The sequence below is a fragment of the Burkholderia sp. BCC1047 genome, from assembly GCF_902833155.1.
GTDB lineage: Bacteria > Pseudomonadota > Gammaproteobacteria > Burkholderiales > Burkholderiaceae > Burkholderia > Burkholderia sola.
On the sequence record NZ_CADFEH010000016.1, the window covers coordinates 118,269 to 131,126 of the forward strand.

The 12,858-nt window shown below is 69.8% G+C and carries 12 protein-coding genes; 10 read left to right on the plus strand and 2 right to left on the minus strand.

Going from position 1 to position 12,858, the window contains the following annotated elements; all coding sequences use genetic code 11:
• Positions 1-37: 37 nt before the first annotated feature.
• From HWX55_RS18205 to HWX55_RS18225, 5 genes are all read left to right on the plus strand, one after another.
• Positions 38-1,882, plus strand: a complete 1,845-nt coding sequence (locus HWX55_RS18205; RefSeq protein ID WP_175976723.1) for a phosphodiesterase — start codon at positions 38-40, stop codon at positions 1,880-1,882.
• 394 nt (positions 1,883-2,276) lie between these two features.
• Positions 2,277-3,296, plus strand: a complete 1,020-nt coding sequence (locus HWX55_RS18210; protein WP_175976724.1) for a LacI family DNA-binding transcriptional regulator — start codon at positions 2,277-2,279, stop codon at positions 3,294-3,296.
• Positions 3,293-4,573, plus strand: a complete 1,281-nt coding sequence (locus tag HWX55_RS18215) for an AGE family epimerase/isomerase (protein WP_175976725.1) — start codon at positions 3,293-3,295, stop codon at positions 4,571-4,573. Before HWX55_RS18210 ends, HWX55_RS18215 begins: the two co-directional genes overlap by 4 nt.
• Positions 4,570-5,478 carry a carbohydrate kinase gene (locus HWX55_RS18220; RefSeq protein WP_175976726.1) on the plus strand — a complete coding sequence of 303 codons (909 nt, stop codon included), beginning with the start codon at positions 4,570-4,572 and terminating at the stop codon, positions 5,476-5,478. The genes HWX55_RS18215 and HWX55_RS18220 overlap by 4 nt, the downstream gene beginning before the upstream one ends.
• Before the next feature lie 130 nt (positions 5,479-5,608).
• On the plus strand, positions 5,609-5,830 hold the full coding sequence (locus HWX55_RS18225; protein ID WP_027785622.1) for a hypothetical protein: 222 nt from the start codon (positions 5,609-5,611) through the stop codon (positions 5,828-5,830).
• Between the two features lie 21 nt (positions 5,831-5,851).
• Here the strand turns inward: HWX55_RS18225 and HWX55_RS18230 are convergent, their stop codons facing one another.
• Complete coding sequence (locus HWX55_RS18230) at positions 5,852-6,046, minus strand: DUF2905 domain-containing protein (RefSeq protein ID WP_021163761.1); 195 nt, start codon at positions 6,044-6,046, stop codon at positions 5,852-5,854.
• A gap of 12 nt (positions 6,047-6,058) precedes the next feature.
• Positions 6,059-7,249, minus strand: a complete 1,191-nt coding sequence (locus tag HWX55_RS18235) for a class I SAM-dependent methyltransferase (protein ID WP_175976727.1) — start codon at positions 7,247-7,249, stop codon at positions 6,059-6,061.
• A 13-nt stretch (positions 7,250-7,262) separates the two neighbouring features.
• Here HWX55_RS18235 and HWX55_RS18240 point away from each other — a divergent pair, with 13 nt between their 5' ends.
• The 5 genes from HWX55_RS18240 (at position 7,263) to glmS (ending at position 12,849) form a co-directional block, all read left to right on the plus strand.
• Positions 7,263-8,009 carry an SDR family oxidoreductase gene (locus HWX55_RS18240; protein WP_175976728.1) on the plus strand — a complete coding sequence of 249 codons (747 nt, stop codon included), beginning with the start codon at positions 7,263-7,265 and terminating at the stop codon, positions 8,007-8,009.
• A 75-nt stretch (positions 8,010-8,084) separates the two neighbouring features.
• On the plus strand, positions 8,085-8,489 hold the full coding sequence (locus tag HWX55_RS18245) for a dihydroneopterin aldolase (RefSeq protein WP_027785625.1): 405 nt from the start codon (positions 8,085-8,087) through the stop codon (positions 8,487-8,489).
• Entirely contained in the window at positions 8,486-9,481 is a 996-nt protein-coding gene (ttcA, locus tag HWX55_RS18250) for a tRNA 2-thiocytidine(32) synthetase TtcA (protein ID WP_175976729.1), read from the plus strand. Before HWX55_RS18245 ends, ttcA begins: the two co-directional genes overlap by 4 nt.
• Positions 9,482-9,615: 134 nt before the next feature.
• Positions 9,616-10,977 (plus strand): bifunctional UDP-N-acetylglucosamine diphosphorylase/glucosamine-1-phosphate N-acetyltransferase GlmU, encoded by a 1,362-nt coding sequence (gene glmU, locus HWX55_RS18255; protein WP_175976730.1) that lies wholly within the window; start codon positions 9,616-9,618, stop codon positions 10,975-10,977.
• A 54-nt stretch (positions 10,978-11,031) separates the two neighbouring features.
• Complete coding sequence (glmS, locus tag HWX55_RS18260) at positions 11,032-12,849, plus strand: glutamine--fructose-6-phosphate transaminase (isomerizing) (protein WP_175976731.1); 1,818 nt, start codon at positions 11,032-11,034, stop codon at positions 12,847-12,849.
• Positions 12,850-12,858 lie beyond the last annotated feature (9 nt).

Genomic DNA, 12,858 nt, shown 5'->3' on the forward strand with positions numbered 1-12,858 from the left:
TAAGCCGGTCGTCCCGTCGATTCGGCTGCCCTCGCCCATGCCCGCGCCCTCCTCCGATTCCGCCGCCCCCCGCACCACGCGCCTGATCGCGGAGCGCGCGCTCGCCGCCGTGTTCCAGCCGATCGTCGACCTCGGATCGGGAACGGTCGTCGGTTACGAAGGGCTGATCCGCGGCCCGCGCGGCACCGACCTCGAGCCGCCCGCCGCGCTGTTCGCGCAGGCCGCGCGCGAAGGCGAAACCATCGCGCTCGAACGGGCCGCCGCGCTCACCTGCCTCGACGCGTTCGCGGCGCTCGGCTGCGACGGCAAGCTGTTCCTCAATTTCAGCGCGGGCACGATTCTCACGCTCGCCAGCGAACGCGAGCGCACGCGCCAGTTCCTCGGCCGCGCGCGGATCGGCGCCGAGCGCATCGTGATCGAGCTCACCGAGCAGAACGCGATTCCCGATCTCGCGGACATCGGGCCGGCGGTCGCGACGCTGCGCGACGCCGGCATCCAGTTCGCACTCGACGACTACGGCACCGCGAACGCGAGCATGAACCTGTGGCTGCGCCTGCACCCGGACGTCGTGAAGATCGACCGCTTCTTCATTCACGACATCGCGCACGACCCGCTCAAGTTCGAGGCCGTGAAGGCGATGCAGCACTTCGCGCAGGCGAGCGGCGCGAAGCTGATCGCGGAAGGCATCGAGAACGAATGCGACCTGATCGTCGTGCGCGACATGGGCATCTGCTGCGTGCAGGGCTTCCTGCTCGGCCGGCCGCACGCGCAGCCGTCGCGGGTCGTCGCGCCGGCCGCGCGCGACGCGATCCGCGCGCCGCACATCGCGGTGTTTCCCGGCGTGACGCGCGCGGTGCGGCCGGCCGGCACGATCGCCGGGAAGATGCTCGTGCCCGCGCCGGCGCTGCCGCGCGACGCGACCAGCAACGACGTGCTCGACCTGTTCAACCGGATGCCCGACCTGCACGCGGTCGCGCTCGTCGAGCGCGGGCGGCCCGTCGCGCTCGTCAATCGCCGCGGCTTCATCGACCGTTTCGCGCTGCCGTATCACCGCGAGGTGTTCGGGAAGAAGCCGTGCCTGCAGTTCGCGAACGATGCGCCGCTGATGATCGACAACGCGACCACGTTCGAGCAGCTCGCGACGCTGCTCGCGCGCCACGACCAGCGCTATCTCGCGGACGGCTTCGTGATCACCGAACATGGCCGCTATGTCGGGCTCGGCACCGGCGAGAGCCTGGTGCGCACGGTGACCGAGATGCGCATCGAGGCCGCGCGCTACGCGAATCCGCTGACGTTCCTGCCCGGCAACATCCCGATCAGCGCGCACATCGACCGCCTGCTCCAGCGCGACGCCGGTTTTCACGCGTGCTACGTCGACCTGAACCAGTTCAAGCCGTTCAACGACCAGTACGGCTACTGGCAGGGCGACGAAGTGCTGAAGTTCGCCGCGACGGTGCTGGCCGGCGTGTGCGATCCGCAGCGCGACTTTCTGGGCCACGTCGGCGGCGACGATTTCCTCGTGCTGTTCCAGCGCGACGACTGGCGCGAGCGCGCCGCCGACGCGATCGCGCGCTTCAACGACGGCGCGCAGCTCTTCTATACGCAGGCCGACCGGCAGGCGGGCGGGCTGCGCGGCGAGGACCGCCACGGCAATCCGGCGTTCTTCGGGTTCGTGACGATGGCGATCGGCGCGGTCGGCGTGCCGGCCGGCGCGCACGGCGCAAAGCGCTACGGCAGCGACGAGATCGCGTCGGTCGCGGCGCTCGCGAAGCGGCGGGCGAAGCAGCAGCCGGACGGGCTCGCGGTCGTCGATCTCGATGCCGGCCGCGCCGCGCTGCGCGATCGCGGCGAACCGCCGGCCGTGGCGATCGCGGCGGGCTGAACGGCGGGCAGGCGTCGCGGGCGCACGGGAAACGCTCGCGCAACGTGCGGCGGCGCCGATGCCCGGCCGGCGCAAGGTTCAGCTGTTGCGCAACCGCGCCGTTGGTCGCAGGCTGCTGCCACGGCGCGGCGCGCCCTGACGCTCGCCTCGGCCCGTCGTCCGGCGGCCCCCGGCTGCCCCGGGCTGCCCCTTTCGGCGCTCCGTCGGCGCCGCCCCACACCCGCACACCCACCTTGCCTTTTTCTCGTTTTGTTTAGTATTTTTAGTAACGATGTTTTCGCAGATTAGCGCCTAAAAACCCGTCATTTGCGGGTATTCCCCGGTTATCCGGCCCGAATTCCGCAGTACGTTTTACTATACAATCGCCTCCACCCTAAACAACGGACCCCGAACGATGGGTACGACCATTCGCGACGTGGCGCGGGCGGCTGAGGTCTCGATCGGCACCGTCTCCCGCGCGCTGAAAAACCAGCCCGGCCTGTCCGAAGCCACGCGCGCGCGCATCGTCGAGATCGCGCGGCAGCTCGGCTACGATCCCGCCCAGCTGCGGCCGCGCATCCGCCGGCTCACCTTCCTCCTGCACCGCCAGCACAACCGCTTTCCCGCGAGCCCGTTCTTCTCGCACGTGCTGCACGGCGTCGAGGACGCGTGCCGCGAGCGCGGCATCGTGCCGACGTTGCTCACGGTCGGCCCGAACGACGACGTGCTGCGCCAGATGCGCCCGCATGCGCCCGACGCGATCGCGGTCGCCGGCTTCATCGAGCCCGAGACGATCGAGGCGCTCGCCGCCACCGGCCGGCCGCTCGTGCTGATCGACCTGTGGGCGCCCGGCTTACGCTCGGTCAACATCGACAACGCGACGGGCGCGGCGCTCGCGATGCGCCACCTGCTCGCCATCGGCCGCTCGCGGATCGCCTTCATTGGCGGCTCGGCCGCCCATTACAGCATCGCGCAGCGTGCGATCGGCTACCGGCGCGCATTCTTCGAAGCCGGGCGGCTGTTCGATCCCGCGTACGAAGTGACGATCGACGCGGGGCTCGACCCCGACACGGGTGCCGCGCGTGCGATGGAGCAACTGCTCGACGCGCCCGGCCCGCGCCCCGACGCCGTGTTCGCGTACAACGACGCGGCCGCGCTGGCCGCGCAGCGCGTGTGCATCGCGCGCGGCCTGCGGATTCCGGACGACATCGCGATCGTCGGCTTCGACGACATCCCGGCCGCCGCGCACGCGAACCCGCCGCTCACGACGCTCGCGGTCGACAAGGAAGCGCTGGGCCGCCGCGGCGTCGAACTGCTGCTCGCGGAATCGCCCGAGCGCACCGAGATCTCCCTGCCCGTCGAGCTGCTCGTGCGGGCCAGCAGCCAGCCCGCCGGCTCACCGGCATTCGATACCGCCACGGTCCAAGAGTCATGAACATGCCCCCGGTCCACTCCCGCGCCGCCGCGCCGGCCAGCCACGCGCAAGCGGCACCGTTCGTCGCGAGCTTTCGCGACCCGTCGTTCCTGCTGTCGCACATCGAAGACACGCTGCGCTTCTACGCGACGAACGCATTCGACCCGACGGGCGGCTTCTACCATTACTTCCGCGACGACGGCAGCGTCTACAACCGCACGTCGCGCCACCTCGTCAGCACCTGCCGGTTCGTCTTCAACTACGCGATGGCGTACCGCCATTTCGGCGATCCGCGGCATCTCGACTACGCGCGCCACGGGCTGCGCTTCCTGCGCGACGCGCACTGGGACGATGCGCTGCAGGGCTACGACTGGGAACTCGACTGGCGCGACGGCGCGAAGCACGCGACGCTCGACGGCACGCGCCACTGCTACGGGCTCGCGTTCGTGCTGCTCGCGGCCGCGCATGCGACGATGGCCGGCATCGACGAAGCGCGGGCGCTGATCGCGTCGACCTACGAGCTCGCCGAGCACCGCTTCTGGGATGCGGCCGCGGGCCTGTACGCTGACGACGCGACGCCGAACTGGAACGTGTCGACGTATCGCGGCCAGAACGCGAACATGCATATGACGGAAGCGCTGCTCGCCGCGTACGAGGCGACCGGCCACCTGACGTACCTCGATCGCGCGGAGAAGGTCGCGTCCCACATCACGCAGCGCCAGGCCGCGCTGTCGGGCGGGCTCGTGTGGGAGCACTACCATGCGGACTGGTCGATCGACTGGGACTACAACAAGGAAGACAGCTCGAACATCTTCCGTCCGTGGGGCTTCCAGCCCGGCCATCAGACCGAATGGGCGAAGCTGCTGCTGATCCTCGAGCGGCACCGTCCGCTCGACTGGCTCGCGCCGCGCGCGGCCGAGCTGTTCGACGCGGCGCTCACGCACGCGTGGGACGCCGATCACGGCGGCCTCTGCTACGGCTTCGGCCCCGACTTCACGATCTGCGACCACAACAAGTATTTCTGGGTGCAGGCGGAAACCTTCGCGGCGGCCGCGATGCTCGGCGCGCGCACCGGCAGCGAGCGCTTCTGGGACTGGTACGACGAGATCTGGCGCTACAGCTGGGCGCATTTCGTCGATCACCGCTACGGCGCGTGGTACCGGATCCTCACCTGCGACAACCGCAAGTACAGCGACGAGAAGAGCCCGGCCGGCAAGACCGACTATCACACGATGGGCGCCTGCTACGACGTGCTCGCGACCCTCGCGCGCCTGCAACGCAGCGAGCCGACGCAATGAGCGGCGGCACGTTTCCGGCTTTCGTGTCGGCGGGCGACATCCTGACCGACATGGTGCGCGCGGGCGACGCGCAGTGGACGTCGGTGCCGGGCGGCGCCGGCTGGAACGTCGCGCGCGCGGTCGCGCGGCTCGGCCTACCGAGCGCGCTCGCCGGCGCGATCGGCGAAGACTGCTTCTCCGACGTGCTGTGGCGCACGAGCGAAGCGGCCGGGCTCGATCTGCGCTTCCTGCAGCGCGTCGCGCGGCCGCCGCTGCTCGCGATCGTCCACGAGACGCGCCCGCCCGCATACTTCTTCATCGGCGAAGCGAGCGCCGATCTCGCGTTCGATCCGGCGCGGCTGCCGGCCGGCTGGACCGAGCACGTGCAATGGGCGCATTTCGGCTGCATCAGCCTCGTGCGCGAACCGCTCGCGAGCACGCTTGTCGCGCTCGCGGCCGACCTGCACGCACGCGGCGTGAAGATCAGCTTCGACCCGAACGTGCGGAACCTGATGACGGCCGCGTTCCGGCCGACGCTGGAGAAGATGGCCGCGCTCGCCGACCTGATCAAGGTGTCCGACGAAGACTTGCGGCACCTGTTCGGCGGCGACGGCCCCGATGCGATCGCGGCGGTGCGCGCGCTGAACCCGCGAGCGGCCGTGCTCGTCACGCGCGGCGCGCAGGCGGCGACGCTCTACGCGGACGGCGACGTGCACGAGGCCAGCCCGCCGCGCGTCGAGGTGGCCGACACCGTCGGCGCGGGCGACGCGTCGATCGGCGGCCTGCTGTTCAGCCTGATGGCCGCGCCGCAGCGCGGCTGGCGCGAGCATCTCGCGTTCGCGCTGGCGGCCGGCGCCGCCGCGTGCCGGCACACCGGCGCGCACGCGCCGACGCTCGACGAGGTCGTCGCGCTGCTCGAAGGTTGAACGGACGTCGTTGGGGCGTTGAAGGGACAACGCAGGCAGGTGACCGGTCGCTGATCGGTCACCGATAAACCGCGTTCACGATGCTGCGCCGCAGTGCTACGATGAAGCGTCCTTTTTGCGGGAGAGCACGATGGACACGAACACGTTCACGAAAGGCATCTACACGGCCAAGGCGCATACGCAGCATGCGGGCAACGGGCAGTTCCAGGGTTACGTGATCCTCGCGCGCGACGACGGGGACGACACCGAGAACATGCGCTACGACGTCCACTCGACGAGCCCCAGCGAGGAAGAAGCGTTTGACGAGGCGAAGGCGCTCGCGCATCGGATCCTCGGCGAGATCGAGCTGTGACGCGCCCCTTTTCGGCGCGGCTCAGAGCAGCCGCGCCACCATCGATACCAGCATCGTCAGCACCAGCGTCGACATGAACGGGAACGGGTAGCGCCGCCCGCCGAGCGTCAGCGTGACGTCGCCCGGCATCCGCCCGATCCCGAGCTTGCCGAGCCACGGCCAGCAGCGCGTCAGGATCATCACCGCGACGAACGTCGTCAATAGCCAGCGGAGCATGTCGGGTTCCAATCAAAGCGCGTGCGAGCGGTCGCCGCGCGCGAACGCGTCGAGCGTGCCGTCGATCCCGCGCGAAAACGCGATCACCTTGAACAGCTCGCCCATCTCGGCTTCCGAGATCAGCTTCTGCACCGCGTTCGCGGCCGGCAGGAACTGATGGATATCGGACGGATCGATCGCGGCCAGCGCGTCGGTGATGCCGGCATTCAACAGGAAGCGCGCCTGCGACGTGTAGCCGAGCAGATCCGCGCCGGTCGCGACGCCCGCGTCGTAGATGCCGGTGAATTCGACGTGCGCGGTGATGTCCTGCAGGCCCGGGTACACGAACGGGTCGTCGTGCGCGTGGTGACGGTAGTGGCACATCAGCGTGCCGCGGTCGCGCTGCGGGTGGTAGTACTCGTGCGCGGGAAAACCGTAGTCGACCAGCAGCACCGCACCGCGCGCAAGCATCGTGCAGACGGTGCGCGTGAACGCGAGCGCGGCCTCGTGCGTTTCGGTCACGTAGCCGTCGCCGACGTCGAGCGTCGCGAGCACCGCCGGCAGGCCGGCGGCGCCGACCGGCCGGTCGTCGAACACGAACGCGTGCCGCGCGTCGAGCGCGACGCCGCGCTCGCGCCACGCGCCGTCCGCCTTCGCGAAGAGGCGCACCGGCATCGCATCGAGCACCTCGTTGCCGACCACGACCCCGTCGAACCGCTCGGGCAGCGCGTCGAGCCAGCGCACCTTCGCGGCCAGCGCCGGCACCGCGGCTTCGATCGTGTCGCGCTGCCGTTCGCGCAGCTCCCCGGACAGGTCGACGATCAGGTATTCGTCGAGTTCGACGCCCGACGCATCGAGCGCCGCGAGCAGCCCGGCCGCGAGCTTGCCGGTGCCAGCGCCGAACTCCATCACGCGGCGCGTGCCGCTCGCCGCGAGCGCTTCGGCGATGGGGTTCGCGAGCGTCTGCGCGAACAGCGGCGACAGCTCGGGCGCGGTGACGAAGTCGCTGCCGTCGTCGGCACGGCGCCCGAACTTGCGCGCGCCGCCGCTGTAATAACCGAGGCCCGGCGCATACAGCGCGCGTTCCATGAAGCGGTCGAACGGCAGCCAGCCGCCGGCCGCCGCGATCTCGTCGCGCAGTTGCGCGGCGAGGGTTTCGGACTGCGCGAGCGCGTCAGGGCCGGGAGCAGGTAAACTAGCGGGTTCGTGAGCTTTCGGGTTCATCCCGGCATTGTAAATGACCGTTTCAGCCGATACGTCGACCCCACGCGTGGTGCTCGTCACGGGCGCCCTGGGCAGCGCGGCCGACGCCGCGTCGATCGGCCGCGCGCTCGCGACGGGTTTCGCCCGCCGCGGCTGGGACGTCGCGCTGCAGCGCAGCCCAGGCGCGCCGCGCGCGGCCGCCGACGCGCTCGTCGCCGAAGTCGCGGCGCTCGGCCGCCGCGCGGCCGTGCTCGACGCCGATCCGGCCCTGGAAGCCGATGCGGCCGCGGCCCTCGTCGCCGCGTGCGGCGAAGCGCTCGGCCGGCCCGCGTGCGCGGTGTTCGTCAGCGCCAGCGCCGGCGCGGACGACGCGCACACGGTCGACGCCGCGTCGCTCGCCGCCGCGCTCGCGCGCAACGTGACCGCGCCGCTCGCGCTGGCCCGCGCGCTCGCCGACGCGACGCCCGACGCCGCGCGCAACGACGAAACGCTGCGCGCATGCGCGATCCACGTACTGGATCAGGCCCTGTTTCACCCGGCGCCGGCGCAGCTGTCGCACGCGCTGATGCAGGCCGCGTTGAACCGCGCGACGTCGGCGCTCGCGCTGGCGCTGGCGCCGAAGGTGCGGGTCGCGGCGCTCGTGCGCGGCCACGCGCCGCACGCGGACGACATCGCGGCGGCCGCCTGCTATCTCGCGAGCGCGCCCGGCGTGACGGGCGCGACGCTGACCGTCGACGGCGGCGAGCACCTGGTGCCGCCGGCCGCCGGCCCGAATGAATGAACCGCGCGGGCGCGGCCTGACGGCCGCCGCCCGCGCCGCTTTGCGTGCGCGCACGCCAATTTGACTGGGACGACCATGTTTTCCGCTCTCCTGCACCCCCGCCTCGCGGATTGCCGCAGGCTCTACCTGCGCGACTACGAGGTGCACATCAACATCGGGGCCTTCGAACACGAGAAGCGCGGCGAGCAGCGCGTCGTCATCAACGTCGACCTGTTCGTGCCGCTTGCGCAGTCGACGCCCGTCGACGACCGGCTGCATGAAGTCGTCGACTACGACCTGATGAAGCAGAGCGTCGCGCAGTGCCTCGCGCGCGGCCACATTCACCTGCAGGAAACGCTGTGCGATTCGATCGCCGCGCACCTGCTGGCGCACGACGCCGTGCGCGCGGTACGCGTCCGTACCGAGAAACCGGACGCCTATCCGGACTGCGACGCCGTCGGCGTCGAAGTCTTTCGCATCAAGGACGAGGAGCGCGCATGAACGCCCCCCACATGAACGACACGGCGGCCGACGCCACGACCGCCGACACCGGCCGCCCCGCGCTGACGCGCCGCGAGCAGAAGGAAGCGTACGAGAACAACAAGCTGTTCAAGCGGATCGTGCGCCAGGTCGGCCAGGCGATCGGCGACTTCAACATGATCGAGCAGGGCGACAAGGTGATGGTGTGCCTGTCGGGCGGCAAGGACAGCTACGCGATGCTCGACGTGCTGCTGCGCCTGCGCGAGCGCGCGCCGATCGACTTCGACATCGTCGCGGTGAACCTCGACCAGAAGCAGCCGGGCTTCCCCGAGCACGTGCTGCCCGACTACCTGAAGCAGGTCGGCGTGCCGTTCCACATCGAGAACCAGGACACCTACAGCATCGTCAAGCGGCTCGTGCCGGAAGGCAAGACGACCTGCTCGCTGTGCTCGCGGCTGCGCCGCGGGATCCTGTACCGCGTGGCCGGCGAGCTCGGCGCGACCAAGATCGCGCTCGGCCATCACCGCGACGACATCGTGCAGACGCTGCTGCTGAACATGTTCTACGGCGGCAAGCTGAAGGGGATGCCGCCGAAGCTGCAGTCGGACGACGGCAAGAACATCGTGATCCGCCCGCTCGCGTACGTGAAGGAAACCGATCTGGAGAAATACGCGGAGCTGCGCGAATTCCCGATCATCCCGTGCAACCTGTGCGGCAGCCAGCCGAACCTGAAGCGCGCGGAAATGAAGGCGCTGATCCGCGACTGGGACAAGCGCTTCCCGGGCCGCGTCGACAACATGTTCAATGCGCTCGCGAAGGTCGTGCCGTCGCACCTGATGGACACGACGCTGTACCCGTTCCAGTCGCTGCGCGCGACGGGCGAAGCCGACCCGCAAGGCGACATCGCGTTCGACGAGGAGCCGTACGCATCGGGCGACGACGCGACGGCGCCCGGCGCCGGCAAACCGATCGCGGCCCGACCGATCTCGATCGTCCAGTTCGACGACCTGTAAGCAGGGACCGAACACCCGCCGAAACCGGCGCCAACGGCGTCGTTTCGGCGGTGTCGCCGCGCCGCGACAGGCCCGGAGCGACAAGGGCCGCATGCTAAAATGGACGGCTTCGAACTCTGACCCAAGCGCGCGCCATGAATATCGTGATTTTGGCGGCAGGCACCGGCAAGCGCATGCGTTCCGCGCTGCCGAAAGTGCTTCACCCCCTGGCCGGCAGGCCGCTCCTCTCCCACGTCATCGACACCGCGCGCACGCTGCAGCCGTCCCGGCTCGTCGTCGTCGTCGGCCACGGCGCCGAGCAGGTCCAGGCCGCCGTCGCCGCGCCCGACGTCCAGTTCGCGGTGCAGGCCGAGCAGCTCGGCACCGGCCACGCGGTGCGCCAGGCGCTGCCGCTCCTCGATCCCGCGCAACCGACGCTCGTGCTGTACGGCGACGTTCCGCTCACGCGCGCGTCGACGCTGCGGCGTCTCGTCGACGCCGCGCACGACGGCCGCTACGGGATCCTGACCGTCACGCTCGACGATCCGACCGGTTACGGCCGCATCGTGCGCGACGCGGCCGGCTTCGTCACGCGCATCGTCGAGCAGAAGGATGCGTCGCCGGACGAGCTGCGGATCGCCGAGATCAACACCGGCATCATCGTCACGCCGACGGCCCAGCTGTCGATGTGGCTCGGCGCGCTGAAGAACGAAAACGCGCAGGGCGAGTACTACCTGACCGACGTCGTCGAACTCGCGATCGAGGCCGGCTTCGAGGTCGTCACGTCGCAGCCCGACGACGAATGGGAAACGCTCGGCGTGAACAGCAAGGCGCAGCTCGCGGAACTCGAACGCATCCATCAGCGCAACGTCGCCGATGCGCTGCTCGTCGACGGCGTCACGCTCGCCGATCCGGCGCGCGTCGACGTGCGCGGCACGCTGCGCTGCGGCCGCGACGTGTCGATCGACGTGAACTGCGTGTTCGAAGGCAACGTGACGCTCGCCGACGACGTGACGATCGGCGCGAACTGCGTGATCCGCAACGCGTCGATCGGCGCGGGCACGCGCATCGACGCGTTCACGCACATCGACGGCGCCGTGCTGGGCGCGCACACCGTGATCGGCCCGTACGCGCGGCTGCGCCCGGGCGCGCGGCTCGCGGACGAAGCGCACGTCGGCAACTTCGTCGAGGTGAAGAACGCGGTGATCGGCCACGGCTCGAAGGCGAACCACCTCACGTACATCGGCGACGCCGACATCGGCGCGCGCGTGAACATCGGCGCGGGCACGATCACCTGCAACTACGACGGCGCGAACAAGTTCCGCACCGTGATCGAGGACGACGTGTTCGTCGGCTCCGACACGCAGCTGGTCGCGCCCGTGCGCGTCGGCCGCGGCGTGACGATCGCGGCCGGCACGACGATCTGGAAGGACGTCGCCGAAGGCGTCCTCGCGTTGAACGAGAAGACGCAGACCGCGAAGAGCGGCTACGTCCGCCCGGTCAAGAAAAAGAGCTGAACCATTTGCGGGCGCCCGCGCGGCGCCCGCTTCGACTGACAGGATTGACCATTCATGTGCGGCATTGTCGGCGCAGTTGCGCAGCGTAATATCGTTCCGGTGCTGATCGAAGGATTGCGGCGCCTCGAATACCGTGGCTACGATTCGTGCGGCGTCGCCGTGCTCGAACCGGGCGCGCCGAAGCGCGCGCGCAGCGTCGCGCGCGTCGCCGATCTCGATGCGCAGGTGCGCGACACGCATCTCGAAGGCACGACCGGCGTCGCGCACACGCGCTGGGCCACGCACGGCGCGCCCGTCACGCACAACGCGCACCCGATCTTCTCGTCGAACGCGCTCGCGCTCGTGCACAACGGCATCATCGAGAACTTCGAGACGCTGCGCGAAACGCTGCGCGCGAAGGGCTACGAATTCGTGTCGCAGACCGACACCGAAGTGATCGCGCACCTCGTGCACAGCCTGTATCGCGGCAACCTGTTCGACGCGGTGCGCGAAGCCGTGCAGCAACTGCACGGCGCGTATGCGATCGCCGTGACGCACAAGGACCAGCCGCATACCGTCGTCGGCGCGCGCCAGGGTTCGCCGCTCGTCGTCGGTCACGGCGACGGCGAGAACTTCCTCGCGTCCGACGCGCTCGCGCTGGCCGGCAGCACCGACCGCTTCACGTTCCTCGAGGAAGGCGACGTGTGCGAGCTGTCGCTCGACGGCGTGACGATCGTCGATCGCCACGGCGCCACCGTGCAGCGTGAAACCCGTGTCGTCAGCGCATACGGCGGCGCGGTCGAGCTCGGGCCCTATCGCCACTTCATGCAGAAGGAAATCTTCGAGCAGCCGCGCGCGATCGGCGACACCGTGCCGCAAACCGAGGCGTTCGACGCGACGCTGTTCGGCGACGCCGCGTCCGCCGCGTTCGCGGAGATCGACAGCCTGCTGATCCTCGCGTGCGGCACGAGCTACTACTCGGGCCTAACAGCGAAGTACTGGCTCGAATCGATCGCGAAGATCCCGACCCAGGTCGAGATCGCCAGCGAATACCGCTACCGCGAGTCGGTGCCGAACCCGCGCCAGCTCGTGCTCGTGATTTCGCAGTCGGGCGAGACGGCCGACACGCTCGCGGCACTCAAGCATGCGCAGTCGCTCGGCCACACGCATACGCTCGCGGTGTGCAACGTCGCGACGAGCGCGATGGTGCGCCTGACCGAGATGCAGTTCCTGACGCACGCGGGCACCGAGATCGGCGTCGCGTCGACGAAGGCGTTCACGACGCAGCTCGTCGCGCTGTTCGTGCTGGCCGCGACGCTCGGCAAGCTGCGCGGGCACGTCGACGCCGCGCAGGAAGCGCAATTCGTGAAGGAGCTGCGCCACCTGCCGGCCGCGCTGAACAGCGTGCTCGCGCTCGAGCCGCAGATCATCGCGTGGTCGGAGGAATTCGCGCGCAAGGAAAACGCGCTGTTCCTCGGCCGCGGGCTGCACTACCCGATCGCGCTCGAGGGCGCGCTGAAGCTGAAGGAAATCTCGTACATCCACGCCGAGGCCTATCCGGCCGGCGAACTGAAGCACGGGCCGCTCGCGCTCGTCACGGAAGCGATGCCGGTCGTCACGGTCGCGCCGAACGACACGCTGCTCGAGAAGCTGAAGTCGAACATGCAGGAAGTGCGTGCGCGCGGCGGCGAGCTGTACGTGTTCGCGGATGCCGACACGCAGATCGTCAACGACGACGGCCTGCACGTGATCCGGATGCCGGAGCACTACGGGCAACTCTCGCCGATCCTGCACGTCGTGCCGCTGCAACTGCTCGCGTATCACACCGCGTGCGCGCGCGGCACCGACGTCGACAAGCCGCGCAACCTCGCGAAATCGGTGACGGTGGAGTAATACCCGGCG

Bases quoted from the DNA above. Each gene is read 5' to 3' on its own strand.
- HWX55_RS18205 (WP_175976723.1), top strand. From the start codon at position 38: ATGCCCGCGCCCTCCTCCGATTCCGCCGCCCCCCGCACCACGCGCCTG.
- HWX55_RS18210 (WP_175976724.1), top strand. From the start codon at position 2,277: ATGGGTACGACCATTCGCGACGTGGCGCGGGCGGCTGAGGTCTCGATC.
- HWX55_RS18215 (WP_175976725.1), top strand. From the start codon at position 3,293: ATGAACATGCCCCCGGTCCACTCCCGCGCCGCCGCGCCGGCCAGCCAC.
- HWX55_RS18220 (WP_175976726.1), top strand. From the start codon at position 4,570: ATGAGCGGCGGCACGTTTCCGGCTTTCGTGTCGGCGGGCGACATCCTG.
- HWX55_RS18225 (WP_027785622.1), top strand. From the start codon at position 5,609: ATGGACACGAACACGTTCACGAAAGGCATCTACACGGCCAAGGCGCAT.
- HWX55_RS18230 (WP_021163761.1), bottom strand. From the start codon at position 6,046: ATGCTCCGCTGGCTATTGACGACGTTCGTCGCGGTGATGATCCTGACG.
- HWX55_RS18235 (WP_175976727.1), bottom strand. From the start codon at position 7,249: ATGAACCCGAAAGCTCACGAACCCGCTAGTTTACCTGCTCCCGGCCCT.
- HWX55_RS18240 (WP_175976728.1), top strand. From the start codon at position 7,263: ATGACCGTTTCAGCCGATACGTCGACCCCACGCGTGGTGCTCGTCACG.
- HWX55_RS18245 (WP_027785625.1), top strand. From the start codon at position 8,085: ATGTTTTCCGCTCTCCTGCACCCCCGCCTCGCGGATTGCCGCAGGCTC.
- ttcA (WP_175976729.1), top strand. From the start codon at position 8,486: ATGAACGCCCCCCACATGAACGACACGGCGGCCGACGCCACGACCGCC.
- glmU (WP_175976730.1), top strand. From the start codon at position 9,616: ATGAATATCGTGATTTTGGCGGCAGGCACCGGCAAGCGCATGCGTTCC.
- glmS (WP_175976731.1), top strand. From the start codon at position 11,032: ATGTGCGGCATTGTCGGCGCAGTTGCGCAGCGTAATATCGTTCCGGTG.